Below are 13324 nucleotides of genomic sequence, written 5' to 3'. Positions count from 1 at the left end.
AGGCCGGCAAAAATGCGCCCTAGGGACGCCGATGGAGCGAAGTGCTGGATACCGCACGACCGACGGACGGCCAAGGGTTCAGGTGTCCGCTGCACGGCTTTGCTGCTGTGCCGCCCCGCAAAAACGCCGCAGGAAAAGCACGGTATTGATGGCGATTGCATTCCGTGCCGAACCTCACATCAACCACTAGATGTAGTGGTCGGCACCTGAATTTTCACTAAGTATAGTGGAGATGACGCACTCCGCAAACCCAAAAATTTCTCTCGCCGGGAGGCCCGTGGCATCGCCGTGTCAAGCAAAACCTGTCCCCGGATGGGGATTAGTCGGCCGGCTGAAACGGCAATGCCTGGGGGCTCAGCGACGCCATCCGACGCAATCGCGGCCACTCGAAGTACGGTCCCGGATCCGTCTTGCGGCCCGGTGCGATATCGGCATGTCCGACCACGGCTTGAATCGGATAATGCTCACGCAACGCTCGCGTGAGCGCCGCCAGCGTGACGTATTGCGCTTCCGTATACGGGAGGTCGTCCGTGCCCTCGAGCTCCACGCCGATCGAAAAATCGTTGCAGCGCGTTCGCCCTTCGAACGACGATGCCCCCGCGTGCCAGGCCCGCGCGTTGCACGACACGAACTGCTGCAACGCACCATCGCGTCGCACCAGGAAGTGCGACGAGACCCGCACACCGCGAATCTCATCGAAGAAGGGATGCGCATCGTGATCGAGCCGGTTCTGGAAGAACGCCGCGATCTCGCCGCCCCCGAATTGTCCTGGCGGCAACGAAATGTTGTGCACCACGAGCAGGTCGGTCGGCGTGTCCGCCGGACGCGCATCGAAGTTGGGGGACGGCAGTCGCTCGGCTTCGCTTACCCAGCCTTCGGCATCGAGCGTGAGCATCGGGACTTGGGTCGGCGCGCTCATGCGTCACCTCGCCGCGGCAAGGCACACGTCGTGACGCGATGACACGACCGGAGCGCAATGTTGGCGCACGCGAATGACTGGGGCATGACGGGCACAGCGGGCTCCCGTAGAGCGAGGGGCGCCATTGTAGCCCACTTGGCGTGACGCCGTCGGCGGCATGTCCGGCGCGGGCAACGCTCGGCCCGTTCGCAAGTCGCCGGCGTTTCGTCAACCGTCGTCATGCGGTGAAAGGGAGTGCCCAATGAAGAAGCCTCCCGCCTTGCCTGGCCGAGAGGCTTCTGTAGGCGTGACCACGCCCAGGGATGATGTCGCTCGCGCGTCGATCGACACGCTCACCATCCCGCGCCGCTCACAGGTGCGACGCTCTTGGCCGTTCCCGGCCGGTGACACTTATCGTCTTCGCCAACGCTGTCATCGCTTTCGATACGGTGCCCTCGCTTATTGCCATGATCGCCATCGATCAAGGAAAGGCAGGAATGGCGGATTCCACCCCTTCCATGTGCGCTTCAGGGTGATGGGCCTTGAGCATCTCGCGAATCTCATCGACGCGACCGTCGCGCACATCCACCATCAGCAGAATCATGCCGCGCTCGAGCGGCTCACGAAACGTCTTGAGTCGCGAGTTCGGCACCGAAACGCCGATCATGCTCGACACCCAGGCGCCAAAGAGCGCACCGAGCGGTGCCGTCACAATCATCAACTCCCACTGGGGACGTGTGCCCACGATGGGGAAAAAGGCGGCGACTGCACCGACTGCCAGACCACAGAACCCGCCGATGACGAGCCCGGCTTCGGCGCCGTGCACGATATCGGAAGTCTGTAGCAGGTTAGCCTCGTGCAGTCCCTCCAGGTCCATTTCGTCACGTGCCATAAAGTGGATGTGACGCTCCTCAACCCGGGCGAGCAGTAAATCGCTCATCGTGCGCTGGGCACTCGCCAGATCGGGAAGCAGAAAATACATCCGTCTGCGCATTAGCATATTGCGCCCTCCTGTCGTCGCGCCCCTCGATGATTATTCTGTTTATGAGCGGGGCCGGTTACTGTGTTTTAGTGCATGCAGCAGGCATGCGCAAGCCGACACGTGCAAGTGCCACGGCGCGAAGGACGGGAGAACGGGATCATCGCTGCGCAGCGTGGCTGCGCAGCGCGACTCAGATGCGGTGTTCGCGCATCCGATAGGCGTCGCGGTGTTCAGCGCTGCAAAAATGCTGGCCGCCTGCGCCAGCGACGGATTCACTCTCGGGAAGGTAGGTATCGCACTCGCTGCATCGCACCATGCGTTCGGCGGGCGGCAGCGCCTGACGCGCCGTCGTGCGCGCATCGTTTGCGCCTGGCGGGCGCATGCGCTCGGTATTGCGCTTGCGCTCGTTGCTTCGCATCCACCACGTGCCAACGATCAGGAGCACCAGTAACAACAGGATATTGCGCATCGCGCTTCAAGTCTCCGTCATGCGATGCAGCACCACCTCAAGCACGAAGCGAGAACCGACATACGCCAACAAAAGCGCCACGAACGACGCCAGAACCCAACGCAGCGCGACCTTGCCGCGCCACCCATAAAAATGCCGACCCAGCAGCACCGCGCCGAACATCAGCCACGACACCCCCGCGAACACGGTCTTGTGATCGATGCGCACCGCGCGCCCGAACAGCGCCTCGGAGAACATCACGCCGGAGATCAACGTCAGGGTCAGCAGCACGAACCCGGCGCCGATCAGCCGGAACAACAGTTTTTCCATCGTGAGCAGCGGCGGCAGCGTCTCGAGCCAGTGCGCCAGCCAGCCGGTCGTCTCGCCGCGTCGCGACGGATGCAGTTGCCGCTCGGCGTAGAGCATCAGCAGCGCGTGCAGCGCCGCGAGCGCGAACAGCCCGTAGGCCATGTTGGCGATGATGAAGTGCGCCTTGAAAATCGGTTCCGCCGCAAAGCCGAGAATGCGCACATCCGGAAAAATCATCGGCAGCACACAGGTCACCGCGGCCACGGGGGTGACCATCAGCCGCAGGCTGTCCAGCGGAAAGAAGAAACTCTCGATCCAGTAGATGCCGACCGAGAGCCACAACATGGCCGAGAGCATGTACGCGAAACCGAAGTGCATACTGTCCGAGCGGAAGATCGTTTGATGCAGCAACACCCCGTGCAGCACGAGCGTGACGAACAGCGAAAGCTGCATCGGCCAGCGCGACGGCGTGCCCGCGACCGGCGCAGGCGCGACCTGCCCGCCCGCCAGTGCGAGCGCAGCGTTGCGTCGGTAGCCTTGCCACGAACAAACCGCCAATCCGGCATAGAGGATGGCGGTCAGCGCATACAGTAAAATAGTCATGTTTGAAGTTTACACCAGCCCATGACGGGCGCGCTGCCGTCCCCGCCACCGCCCCCCTCCGGGGCCGAACGGCAGGGCGAACGGGGCCGCTGCAGGTCTTACAGGATACGTTTCATGCTCGACAATCTCACTACGCGCCTCGCCAAGGTCGTCAAGACGCTGCGCGGCGAAGCCCGCCTGACCGAGGCCAACACGCAGGAAATGCTGCGTGAAGTGCGTCTCGCGCTGCTCGAGGCCGACGTCGCCCTGCCCGTGGTGCGCGATTTCGTCGCCAAGGTCAAGGAAAAGGCGCTCGGCGAGGAAGTCATTTCCAGCCTCTCGCCGGGCCAGGCACTTGTCGGCGTGGTGCAACGCGAACTGACCGCACTCATGGGCGGCGACTACGAAGGCCGCGCCGCCGAACTCAATCTCGCGACCACGCCGCCCGCCATCATCCTGATGGCCGGTCTGCAGGGCGCCGGCAAGACCACCACCGTCGGCAAGCTCGCCAAGCTGCTGCGCGCGCAGAAAAAGAAGGTCCTCACGGTCTCGACCGACGTCTATCGCCCCGCCGCTATTGCCCAGTTGGAGACAGTGACGAAGCAGGTCGACGCCGACTTCTTCCCGTCGCAACCCGATCAGAAGCCGGTCGACATCGCCCGTGCGGCCGTCGACTGGGCGCGACGCCATCACCATGACGTGCTGCTCGTCGATACGGCGGGCCGTCTGGGCATCGACGAAGCGATGATGCAGGAAATCAGCGCCCTGCACGCCGAGCTGAAACCGATCGAAACGCTGTTCGTCGTCGACGCCATGCTCGGCCAGGACGCCGTCAACACGGCCCGCGCCTTCAACGACGCGCTGCCGCTCACCGGCGTGGTGCTCACCAAACTCGACGGCGACTCGCGCGGCGGTGCGGCGCTGTCGGTGCGTCACATCACCGGCAAGCCGATCAAGTTCGTCGGTGTGGGCGAAAAGCTCGACGGCCTCGAGGTCTTCTACCCGGATCGCATGGCGAACCGCATTCTCGGCATGGGCGACATTCTCGCGCTCGTCGAGGAAGCGCAACGCGGTGTCGACGTGCAGGCTGCGCAGAAGCTCGCCGATAAGGTCAAAAAGGGCGGCGACTTCGACCTGAACGACTTCAAGGCGCAAATCGGCCAGATGAAGAACATGGGCGGCCTGTCGTCGCTCATGGACAAGCTCCCCGCGCAATTCCAGGCCGCCGCCAGCCAGACCAATATGGATCAGGCGGAGAAGCAGGTGCGCCGCATGGAGGGCATCATCAACGCGATGACGCCTTCCGAGCGCGCCAAGCCGGAACTGATCAAGGCGAGCCGCAAGCGCCGCATCGCCGCCGGTGCGGGCGTTCAGGTGCAGGAGGTCAATCGCATGCTCAATCAGTACGACCAGATGCGTACCATGATGAAGAAGCTCAAGGGCGGCGGCATGATGAAGATGATGCGCAGCATGAAAGGCATGATGCCCGGGATGCGCTGATCGGATCCGATGCCCGGTTGCCCCTCGTCACGCGGGCGGGCATTCCGTATATACTCCGGGCCGCACATAGCGACATCTCCCCGCAACACGTTCCCCAGGGTCGCCCCATATGAACCGCGAAGAAGCCCTCGAAGTTTTCCGTAATTCCGAAGAGATCGTCTCGGCCGACGAGGTGAGCCAGTCCGTCGACACGATGGCCAAGGCCATCAAGGAGGCCGTTGGCGACGAATTCCCGATGGTGCTCTCGGTCATGGGCGGCGCGGCCGTCTTTACCGGCATGCTGCTGCCGCGCCTGGACTTCCCGCTGGAGTTCGACTACATCCACCTCTCGCGCTACAACAACACCACGACGGGCGGCGCGATGCAATGGCGCGTGGCGCCGCGCGACTCGGTGCGCGATCGCGTGGTGCTCGTGCTCGACGACATTCTCGACGAAGGCGCCACCATGGCGGCAATTCGCGATCGGATCCTGGAGATGGGCGCCTCGAAGTTCTACAGCGCCGTGCTGTGCGAGAAGATCCTGACGAAGGACAAGCCCTCGCATCCGGATTTCTGTGGCTTTACGGTGCCGGACCGCTACGTCTTCGGCTGCGGCATGGATGCCAAGGGCTACTGGCGCAACCTGCCGGCGATCCGCGCCTTGACCACGCCGCGCTGAGCGCCGCCGGCGGGACAACGTTCCGTATCCACCAAACGACAAAGGGGCCTGCGAGGCCCCTTTGTCGTTTGGGTGCGCCGGCGAGCCCTCGCCCACCGGCATGACACCTGATCAGATCGTCTTGGCGACGCGCACCTTGTCGACGACGACATCCGCCACGGCGGCGACGTCGAGCAACTGCGCTTGTGCGTCGCGGCGGCCCTGATACTCGAGCTTGCCTTCCTTCAGCCCCCGGTCGCCGATCACCACGCGATGCGGCACGCCGATCAGCTCCCAATCCGCGAACATCACGCCGGGACGCTCGCCACGGTCATCGAGAATCACGTCGACGCCAGCAGCCACCAGGTCGTCATAAAGCTTATCGGCCGTCGCACGCACGGCGTCGCTGCGGTCATAGCCCATCGGGCACAACACGACTTCGAACGGCGCAATCGATTCCGGCCAGATGATGCCGCGATCGTCGAAGTTCTGTTCGATGGCCGCGCCAAGAATTCGCGTGATGCCAATGCCGTAGCAGCCCATTTCCATCGGCGCAGGCTTGCCGGTCTCGTCGAGGAAGGTGGCATTCATGGCATCCGAATACTTGGTCCCCAACTGGAACACGTGCCCCACTTCGATACCACGGCACAGGGCAATCTCGCCCTTGCCATCCGGCGACATGTCGCCAGGCACGACGTTGCGCAGATCGGCCACGACTTCCGGCTCGGGTAGATCGCGCCCCCAGTTCACACCGGTGATATGGAAGTCGACCTCGTTCGCGCCAACCACGAAGTCGCTCATCTTTGCGACCGTGCGATCGACCACGAGCTTGACGGGCTGCTTCGTACCGATGGGGCCCAGGTAGCCCGGCGGTGTGCCGAACCGATCGACGATCTCGGCCTCGCTCGCGAAGCGGAAGTCCGCCAGTCCCGGCACCTTGCTCGCCTTGATCTCGTTCAGTTCGTGATCGCCGCGCAGCAACAGCAGCCAGACCGTCGTGCCGGCCTCTTCACTGTCGGTGGCGAGCACAATCGACTTGACCGTGCGCGCCAGCGGGATCGAGAGCAGTTCCGCGACGGCTTCGCACTTGGCCTTGCCCGGTGTGGCCGTCTTGGCCAACGCCTCGGCGGGCGCGGCGCGCTCGCCCTGCGGGGCAAGCGCCTCGGCCATTTCGACGTTGGCCGCATAGTCAGACGCCGGGCAGTAGGCGATAGCGTCTTCACCGGTATCGGCGATCACGTGGAATTCGTGCGAGCCCGACCCGCCAATCGAGCCGTTGTCGGCCACCACGGCGCGAAACGCCAGACCCAGACGCGTGAAGATGCGCACATAGGCATCGAACATTTTCTGATAGGAAACCTGCAGGCCGGCACGGTCCTTATCGAAGGAGTAGGCGTCCTTCATGATGAACTCGCGCCCGCGCATCACGCCGAAACGCGGACGAATCTCGTCGCGGAACTTCGCCTGTACCTGATAGAAATTCACGGGCAGTTGGCGATAGCTCTTGATCTCGCGGCGCGCGATGTCCGTCACCACTTCCTCGTGGGTCGGGCCGACGACGAAATCGCGATCGTGGCGATCCTTCAGTCGCAGCAATTCCGGACCGTACTGCTTCCAACGCCCCGACTCCTGCCACAGTTCGGCGGGCTGCACGGCCGGCATAAGGAGTTCGAGCGCGCCGGCACGGTTCATTTCTTCGCGGACGATGGCTTCAACCTTGCGAATCGAACGCAGGCCGATCGGCAGGTAATCATAGATACCGCCGGCCACGCGGCGAATCATGCCGGCGCGCATCATCAGCTTGTGGCTGACGATCTCGGCGTCGGCGGGCGCTTCCTTGAGGGTGCCGATGAAGAAACGAGAGGCTTTCATGCAGATTTCCGGGAAAAATGAGGGTCAACGGCGCGCACAGCGGTTCGGGGTGTTGCCGGGAACGGGGCCGGGGCACGCCCCGACGTCGCGACGGCGCCCAAGACACCCGCCGGCCGTACGCGCCGCCCCGGTCACCCGAGCCGCCGCCGGCCGCCGCGCCGGTGATTATCTGTTTATAATCGAAGCAATTTTAAAGGATTCAAGGGTGGTTGTATGCTTGACCGTGAAGGCTTTCGCCCGAACGTCGGCATCATCCTCTTAAACGCACGCAATGAAGTGTTCTGGGGCAAGCGGCTGGGCGAGCACTCCTGGCAGTTCCCGCAAGGCGGCATCAAGTACGGCGAAACGCCCGAACAAGCCATGTTCCGAGAATTGCACGAAGAAACCGGGCTAAAGCCAGAACACGTCAAAATCATCGGTCGCACGCGCGACTGGCTGCGTTATGAGGTGCCGGACAAATTCATCAAGCGCGAAGTGCGCGGACATTACCGGGGCCAGAAGCAAATCTGGTTCCTGCTGCGCATGGTCGGTCGCGACTGCGATATCTGCCTGCGCGCGACCGAGCATCCGGAGTTCGATGCCTGGCGCTGGAACGAATATTGGGTGCCGCTCGACGCCGTGATCGAGTTCAAGCGCGAGGTCTACCAACTCGCGCTGAACGAACTCTCGCGCTATCTGCGACGCTCGGCGGCGCGCGCGCAGCAGGATCGGCGACGCTTTCCGCGCGCCGGGGCCCGGGTCGGCGAATTGCCGCCGGGCGCGAGCATTGCGGATGACGACACCTGCGACGGCGGCAGTTGTGTCGACGAGGCCGGCGAAATGGCAGGTGCCGCCAGTGTCGGCACACCGCCTCGGGAGCACTGAACCGGGCCGCCGCCGGTTTGTCCCATCATCGGTCGCGGGCGTCATGCCCGCGCCCTCCTTTTGACCTGGCATCCTCCGGGATGCCGCGCGGATCGTCCGCCATCGTTGATCCACTGCCCAACCGACTTCTCGATCCCATTCCATGCGTCTTTCCCTCGCTCGCCGCGCCCCGCGCCTGACCGCCCTGGCCCCTTTGGCCGCACTGGCGCTGATGACCGCCTGTAGCAGCATGATGCAGCCCGTCCAGGACTACGACGAATACGTCGCCCAGCAGGAAGCCTCCAAGGGCAAGTGGAAGGAAGCTGAATTCGCCCTGCCGGCCAAGGCCCCGCAAGACGCCGATCTCGTGAGCTTCCCCACCCTGCCGAGCGCCACGCTCGACTACGCCATCGACACGAAGTCGGTGCAGGTGACAACGGATGGCGTGGTCCGCTACGTCGCTGTGATCCGCAGCAAACAGGGGGCGCGCAACGTCTCGTTCGAAGGCATTCATTGCTCGTCGTTCGAGTCGCGTCTGTACGCAACGGGCCGACCGGATGGCACATGGGTTGCGGCGCGCAACAGCGAATGGCGTCCGATTCGTCCTTATGGTGCCACGGCCTATCAGGGCATCCTGTACCGCGACTATCTCTGTCGGGACAAGGCCCCATTGGGGGATGCCAAGGAAATCGTGCAGAACCTGCGCTACCCGAAGTTCGATCAGAACCAGAACTATCGTTAAGCCGCCGACGCACGGTCGATAACGATTGGCCGTCGAGATGAAAAACGCCGGTCACGCAGTTCGCATTGCGTGCCGGCGTTTTGCCTGTCAGGCGCGAGGCCATCGCCCCGCCGTGGGGCTCAGCGCAAGATCAGATTGTCGCGATGGATCAGCTCGGGCTCGTTCGCAAAGCCCAGCACCTGCTCAATGTCGCTGCTTGGGTGACGCCGAATCAGACGCGCCTCCGAGGCGCTGTAATTCGACAGCCCGCGCGCGACTTCAAGGCCGCCCTCGTCCACGCAAGCAATCACTTCGCCGCGGGCAAACGTGCCTTCGACATCGATCACACCGATCGGCAGCAGGCTCTTGCCCTCCTGCGTCAGCTTCTTGCACGCACCCGCATCGATGACCACGCGACCGCGCACCTGCAAATGATCGGCCATCCATTGCTTGCGGGCGGTGAGCACGGCCGTGCGCGCGACCAACTGCGTGCCGATGGCCTCGCCGCTCGCCAGACGCACAAGCACGTCGTCCTCGCGCCCCGACGCGATCACGGTATGCGCGCCGCTGGTCGCTGCGCGCTTGGCCGCCAGGATTTTCGTCAGCATGCCGCCACGTCCGATATTGGTGCCCGCGCCACCGGCCATCGCTTCGAGACGCTCGTCACCCGCTTCGGCCTCGTGGACGAACTCGGCCTTGGGGTCCTTGCGCGGATCGGCCGTGTACAGGCCCGATTGATCGGTCAGGATGACCAGTGCGTCGCCGTCGATCAGATTCGTCACGAGTGCACCCAACGTGTCGTTATCGCCGAACTTGATTTCGTCGGTCACGACCGTGTCGTTCTCGTTGATGATCGGCACCACGCCCAGACGGAGCAACGTGAGCAAGGTCGTTCGCGCGTTCAGATAGCGTTCGCGGTCGGCCAGATCGGCGTGCGTGAGCAGAATCTGCGCGGTGCGCACGCCGTGTTCGGCGAAGCGCGTCTCATAGACCTGCGCGAGGCCCATTTGTCCCACGGCCGCCGCCGCCTGTAATTCGTCGATGGCGGTCGGACGGCGCGCCCAGCCGAGGCGCTGCATGCCCTCGGCAATGGCCCCCGAGCTGACGAGCACCACCTGCTTTGGCGGGCGAGCATCGCCACCATGCCGCAGCGCGGCGATCTGTTGCGCCCATCGCGCAATCGCGACATCGTCCAGCCCGCGACCGTCGTTGGTCACGAGACTGGATCCCACTTTCACCACGAGCCGCTTGGCATCGGCGATGACCGAACGCATGGAACTGGATTCTCCTGCGAATGTATTGGGAAGTCGGCGCTACCGCAGCCGGATCGCTGGCATTGGCGCGATGACAGGCAGCGCCATCGCCAGCGTTTGAGTGAGACGGAGTTTACGCCTTTGGCACGTCGTCCGGGGGCGTCTGCGGGGCGACGTCGGCCGCCGGGGCGGCACTGCCCGCGCGAAAACGCGGATCCTGCGCAGCGTCTTCCATCGCTTCTTCCACGGCGCCGCGTTGTTGATACAAATACTCTTGCACGGCCAGACACAGCTTCTCGCAACCTTCGCCGGTCAAGGCGGAAATCTCGAACGTCGGGCCGTCCCAGGCGAAGCGCTTCTGGAAGTCGGCAACGCGCTCGGCGCGTTCCGCTTCCGGCACCATGTCGACCTTGTTGAGTACCAGCCAACGCGGCTTCTGGAACAGTTCCTCGTCGTACTTCTGGAGCTCAAGGATGATGGCCTTGGCATCCGCCACCGGATCGACACCCTCGTCGAACGGCGCAATGTCAACGATGTGAAGCAACAGGCCCGTGCGTTGCAAGTGACGCAGGAACTGGTGACCGAGGCCGGCCCCATCGGCCGCGCCTTCGATCAGGCCGGGAATATCCGCAATCACGAAGCTCTTGCCCGGCGCGGTGCGCACGACCCCCAGATTCGGGTGCAGCGTCGTGAACGGATAATCGGCAATCTTCGGGCGCGCGTTCGACACCGAAGCGATGAACGTCGACTTGCCCGCATTGGGCATGCCGAGCAGACCGACGTCCGCGAGCACCTTCAGCTCGAGCTGGAGCATGCGACGCTCGCCCGGCTTGCCGTCCGTCTTCTGACGGGGCGCGCGGTTCGTGCTCGACTTGAAATGGAGGTTGCCCAGACCACCCGCACCGCCTTGTGCGAGCACGACTTCCTGACCGTGCTCGGTCAGGTCGGCGATGGTCTCGCCGGTGTCCATGTCGCTGATGATGGTGCCGACCGGCATGCGCAGGTAGACATCCTCGCCCCCCTTGCCATAGCAATCTGCGCCTCGACCGGATTCCCCGTGCTTTGCGAGGTGCTTCCTCGCGTAGCGGTAATCGATCAGGGTGTTGATATTGCGATCCGCCACGGCAAACACGCTGCCGCCACGACCGCCGTCGCCGCCGTCGGGTCCGCCGAACGGCACGAATTTCTCGCGGCGCATCGATGCCGAGCCGTTGCCGCCGTTCCCGGCGATCACCTCGATACGCGCTGCGTCAATGAATTTCATGGGGGTCCGTTCCGCTCAATCGACCGTCCGCAGACGATCCTAACTCTGTGTAATGGCCCGACCGACGCGCAAAATGCTCGCCGCGCACCGGCGGGAAAAACAAAAAAGGCTCCGCATGGGAGCGGAGCCTTTTGGTGGCAAAAGGCTTAGCTTACGCTGCCGGCACCACGCTAACCACTTGCTTCTTCGCTGCGCCCTTGATGGCGAATTGCACGTGGCCGTCGGCCAGTGCAAACAGCGTGTGGTCCTTACCAATACCGACATTTTCGCCGGCATGCATACGAGTACCACGTTGGCGAACGATGATGCCGCCAGCCAGGATCGCCTGACCGCCGTACACCTTCACGCCGAGGCGCTTCGACTCTGAATCGCGGCCGTTACGGGACGATCCGCCTGCTTTTTTGTGTGCCATGACTTAACTCCTTACCTAGCTCGATCGATTAGCCGTTGATGCTGTCGATACGCAGCTCGGTGTAGTTTTGGCGATGGCCTTGACGCTTTTGGTAGTGCTTGCGACGGCGCATCTTGAAAATCTTCACCTTGGGGTGACGACCCTGGGCGATAACGGTAGCCTTGACGGAAGCCCCACTGACCAACGGCGCACCGAACTTAATCGATTCGCCCTCGCCTACGGCGAGAACCTGGTCGATGGTGATTTCAGCGCCAATGTCAGCCGGTATCTGTTCTACTTTAAGTTTTTCGCCAGCAGCAACCTTATATTGCTTGCCGCCGGTTTTTATGACCGCGTACATTGTTGAACCTCACTCATAAACAAGAGAATTTTCCGCGCAGGCCGAGGGTCCCGAAAGGACTCGACTTACCAGCCCATCGCACCGCCGCAGACCGTCATACCCAGGTATTCTCGGACTTGACGCAACGAATGCGCGCACGAAAAGCGGGAATTATACAGACTTTCTCCTTTTGCGTCAAAGACTTCCGTGAAACCTGTCAAACCGCGGGGCTGGTCCCCGAAAGTCGCCGCGCCCACTATATAATTTGGGGCGAAATTTTCCTCACCCGAGCCTTGTCTTGACTGCTTCGACTTCTTCCCAGAACGTACTGGCCGCCATCGCCGACGACATGCGTGCCGTCGACCAGCTTATCCGCCACCGGCTGGCCTCCGAGGTGGTCCTGATCAATCAGATCTCGGAATACATCATCAATTCGGGCGGCAAACGGCTGCGCCCGGCGTTGCTGCTGCTCGTGTCCGGCGCGCTTGGCGTGAGCTCGCCGCATCGCTTCGAGTTGGCGGCGGTCATCGAGTTCATTCATACCTCGACACTGCTTCACGACGACGTCGTCGACGAATCCGACCTGCGTCGCGGCAAGCAAACGGCGAATGCGCTGTTCGGCAACGCGGCTTCGGTATTGGTGGGCGACTTCCTGTATTCACGCTCCTTCGAAATGATGGTGAGCGTGGACAACATGCGCGTGATGCAAATTCTCGCGCGCGCCACCAACGTGATTGCCGAAGGCGAAGTGTTGCAGTTGCTGAACATGCACGACCCGGACGTCGACGAAGCGCGCTATCTGCAGGTCATCCAGTACAAGACGGCCACGCTGTTCGAAGCGGCAACGCAACTCGCTGCCGTGCTCGCCAACGCCGACGCGCAAACCGAAGCGGCCGTGCGCGAATACGGCGGACGTCTCGGCACCGCATTCCAGTTGATGGACGATTGGCTCGACTACGCAGGCGACACCGACGCGATGGGCAAGAACGCCGGCGACGATCTGCGCGAAGGCAAGCCGACGCTACCGCTCATTCACGTGCTGCAACATGGCACCGACGACGAGCGTGCACTCGTGCGTGAAGCCATCGAGAATGGCGGCACCGACAAGTTCGAACCGATCCTCGCTGCGATCACGCGCACGGGCGCGCTCGATTACACGCTGGCACGTGCCAAGGAAGAAGCCGACGCTGCGGCACAAACAATTTCAGCGCTACCCTCTTCCCAATACAAAAATAGCCTGCTAGAATTGTGTTCTTACTCGATAGCGCGACGCACTTAACGGCG

Annotated in this window: 14 protein-coding genes; 5 read left to right on the top strand and 9 right to left on the bottom strand. The window is 63.0% G+C overall.

What is annotated here, in order from left to right; all coding sequences use genetic code 11:
- Positions 1–319 precede the first annotated feature (319 nt).
- The 4 genes from ampD to PCE31107_RS05135 all read right to left on the bottom strand — a co-directional run bounded on the left by ampD (position 320) and on the right by PCE31107_RS05135 (position 3240).
- Positions 320–919, bottom strand: coding sequence for a 1,6-anhydro-N-acetylmuramyl-L-alanine amidase AmpD (gene ampD / locus PCE31107_RS05150; RefSeq protein ID WP_150606982.1), 600 nt, complete (start codon positions 917–919; stop codon positions 320–322).
- Positions 920–1379: 460 nt separating this feature from the next.
- Positions 1380–1892, bottom strand: a complete 513-nt coding sequence (locus PCE31107_RS05145) for a DUF1269 domain-containing protein (protein ID WP_026132105.1) — start codon at positions 1890–1892, stop codon at positions 1380–1382.
- Between the two features lie 178 nt (positions 1893–2070).
- Positions 2071–2349, bottom strand: coding sequence for a PP0621 family protein (locus tag PCE31107_RS05140; RefSeq protein WP_150606980.1), 279 nt, complete (start codon positions 2347–2349; stop codon positions 2071–2073).
- Positions 2350–2355: 6 nt separating this feature from the next.
- Entirely contained in the window at positions 2356–3240 is an 885-nt protein-coding gene (locus tag PCE31107_RS05135; protein WP_017234727.1) for a cytochrome C assembly family protein, read from the bottom strand.
- Between the two features lie 114 nt (positions 3241–3354).
- Between PCE31107_RS05135 and ffh the strand changes: the two genes are divergently transcribed.
- Positions 3355–4719 (top strand): signal recognition particle protein, encoded by a 1365-nt coding sequence (gene ffh / locus PCE31107_RS05130; protein WP_130027157.1) that lies wholly within the window; start codon positions 3355–3357, stop codon positions 4717–4719.
- A gap of 109 nt (positions 4720–4828) precedes the next feature.
- A complete protein-coding gene (locus PCE31107_RS05125; protein WP_130027159.1) occupies positions 4829–5377 on the top strand; it encodes a hypoxanthine-guanine phosphoribosyltransferase in 549 nt (182 codons plus the stop codon).
- Positions 5378–5488: 111 nt separating this feature from the next.
- On the opposite strand, the gene PCE31107_RS05120 is transcribed toward PCE31107_RS05125, so the two are convergent.
- Positions 5489–7228, bottom strand: a complete 1740-nt coding sequence (locus PCE31107_RS05120; protein WP_150606977.1) for a proline--tRNA ligase — start codon at positions 7226–7228, stop codon at positions 5489–5491.
- A 213-nt stretch (positions 7229–7441) separates the two neighbouring features.
- Here PCE31107_RS05120 and PCE31107_RS05110 point away from each other — a divergent pair, with 213 nt between their 5' ends.
- Both PCE31107_RS05110 and PCE31107_RS05105 read left to right on the top strand, forming a co-directional pair.
- Positions 7442–8092: an RNA pyrophosphohydrolase gene (locus PCE31107_RS05110; protein ID WP_130027162.1), complete on the top strand. Its 651-nt coding sequence runs from the start codon at positions 7442–7444 to the stop codon at positions 8090–8092.
- Between the two features lie 142 nt (positions 8093–8234).
- The gene (locus PCE31107_RS05105) at positions 8235–8813 is read left to right on the top strand and encodes a CNP1-like family protein (RefSeq protein WP_130027164.1); all 579 of its coding nucleotides are present in this window, start codon (positions 8235–8237) and stop codon (positions 8811–8813) included.
- A 119-nt stretch (positions 8814–8932) separates the two neighbouring features.
- On the opposite strand, the gene proB is transcribed toward PCE31107_RS05105, so the two are convergent.
- The 4 genes from proB to rplU form a co-directional block, all read right to left on the bottom strand.
- Positions 8933–10066 carry a glutamate 5-kinase gene (gene proB / locus PCE31107_RS05100; protein WP_150606975.1) on the bottom strand — a complete coding sequence of 378 codons (1134 nt, stop codon included), beginning with the start codon at positions 10064–10066 and terminating at the stop codon, positions 8933–8935.
- 112 nt (positions 10067–10178) lie between these two features.
- Entirely contained in the window at positions 10179–11309 is a 1131-nt protein-coding gene (gene cgtA, locus PCE31107_RS05095) for an Obg family GTPase CgtA (protein WP_150606973.1), read from the bottom strand.
- A gap of 151 nt (positions 11310–11460) precedes the next feature.
- The gene (rpmA, locus tag PCE31107_RS05090) at positions 11461–11721 is read right to left on the bottom strand and encodes a 50S ribosomal protein L27 (protein ID WP_017234735.1); all 261 of its coding nucleotides are present in this window, start codon (positions 11719–11721) and stop codon (positions 11461–11463) included.
- Positions 11722–11749: 28 nt separating this feature from the next.
- Positions 11750–12061: a 50S ribosomal protein L21 gene (rplU, locus tag PCE31107_RS05085; RefSeq protein WP_010803930.1), complete on the bottom strand. Its 312-nt coding sequence runs from the start codon at positions 12059–12061 to the stop codon at positions 11750–11752.
- A gap of 328 nt (positions 12062–12389) precedes the next feature.
- On the opposite strand from rplU, the gene PCE31107_RS05080 reads away from it, so the two are divergent.
- Positions 12390–13319 carry a polyprenyl synthetase family protein gene (locus PCE31107_RS05080; protein WP_083902357.1) on the top strand — a complete coding sequence of 310 codons (930 nt, stop codon included), beginning with the start codon at positions 12390–12392 and terminating at the stop codon, positions 13317–13319.
- Positions 13320–13324 lie beyond the last annotated feature (5 nt).

Source organism: Pandoraea cepalis (genome assembly GCF_902459625.1).
Taxonomy (GTDB): domain Bacteria; phylum Pseudomonadota; class Gammaproteobacteria; order Burkholderiales; family Burkholderiaceae; genus Pandoraea; species Pandoraea cepalis.
Note: the sequence above shows the minus strand (reverse complement) of the source record. Positions and strands in the feature narration are given on the sequence as shown.

Bases quoted from the DNA above. Each gene is read 5' to 3' on its own strand.
- ampD (WP_150606982.1), bottom strand. From the start codon at position 919: ATGAGCGCGCCGACCCAAGTCCCGATGCTCACGCTCGATGCCGAAGGC.
- PCE31107_RS05145 (WP_026132105.1), bottom strand. From the start codon at position 1,892: ATGCGCAGACGGATGTATTTTCTGCTTCCCGATCTGGCGAGTGCCCAG.
- PCE31107_RS05105 (WP_130027164.1), top strand. From the start codon at position 8,235: ATGCGTCTTTCCCTCGCTCGCCGCGCCCCGCGCCTGACCGCCCTGGCC.
- cgtA (WP_150606973.1), bottom strand. From the start codon at position 11,309: ATGAAATTCATTGACGCAGCGCGTATCGAGGTGATCGCCGGGAACGGC.
- PCE31107_RS05135 (WP_017234727.1), bottom strand. From the start codon at position 3,240: ATGACTATTTTACTGTATGCGCTGACCGCCATCCTCTATGCCGGATTG.
- ffh (WP_130027157.1), top strand. From the start codon at position 3,355: ATGCTCGACAATCTCACTACGCGCCTCGCCAAGGTCGTCAAGACGCTG.
- PCE31107_RS05080 (WP_083902357.1), top strand. From the start codon at position 12,390: ATGCGTGCCGTCGACCAGCTTATCCGCCACCGGCTGGCCTCCGAGGTG.
- PCE31107_RS05120 (WP_150606977.1), bottom strand. From the start codon at position 7,228: ATGAAAGCCTCTCGTTTCTTCATCGGCACCCTCAAGGAAGCGCCCGCC.
- proB (WP_150606975.1), bottom strand. From the start codon at position 10,066: ATGCGTTCGGTCATCGCCGATGCCAAGCGGCTCGTGGTGAAAGTGGGA.
- PCE31107_RS05110 (WP_130027162.1), top strand. From the start codon at position 7,442: ATGCTTGACCGTGAAGGCTTTCGCCCGAACGTCGGCATCATCCTCTTA.
- rpmA (WP_017234735.1), bottom strand. From the start codon at position 11,721: ATGGCACACAAAAAAGCAGGCGGATCGTCCCGTAACGGCCGCGATTCA.
- PCE31107_RS05140 (WP_150606980.1), bottom strand. From the start codon at position 2,349: ATGCGCAATATCCTGTTGTTACTGGTGCTCCTGATCGTTGGCACGTGG.
- PCE31107_RS05125 (WP_130027159.1), top strand. From the start codon at position 4,829: ATGAACCGCGAAGAAGCCCTCGAAGTTTTCCGTAATTCCGAAGAGATC.
- rplU (WP_010803930.1), bottom strand. From the start codon at position 12,061: ATGTACGCGGTCATAAAAACCGGCGGCAAGCAATATAAGGTTGCTGCT.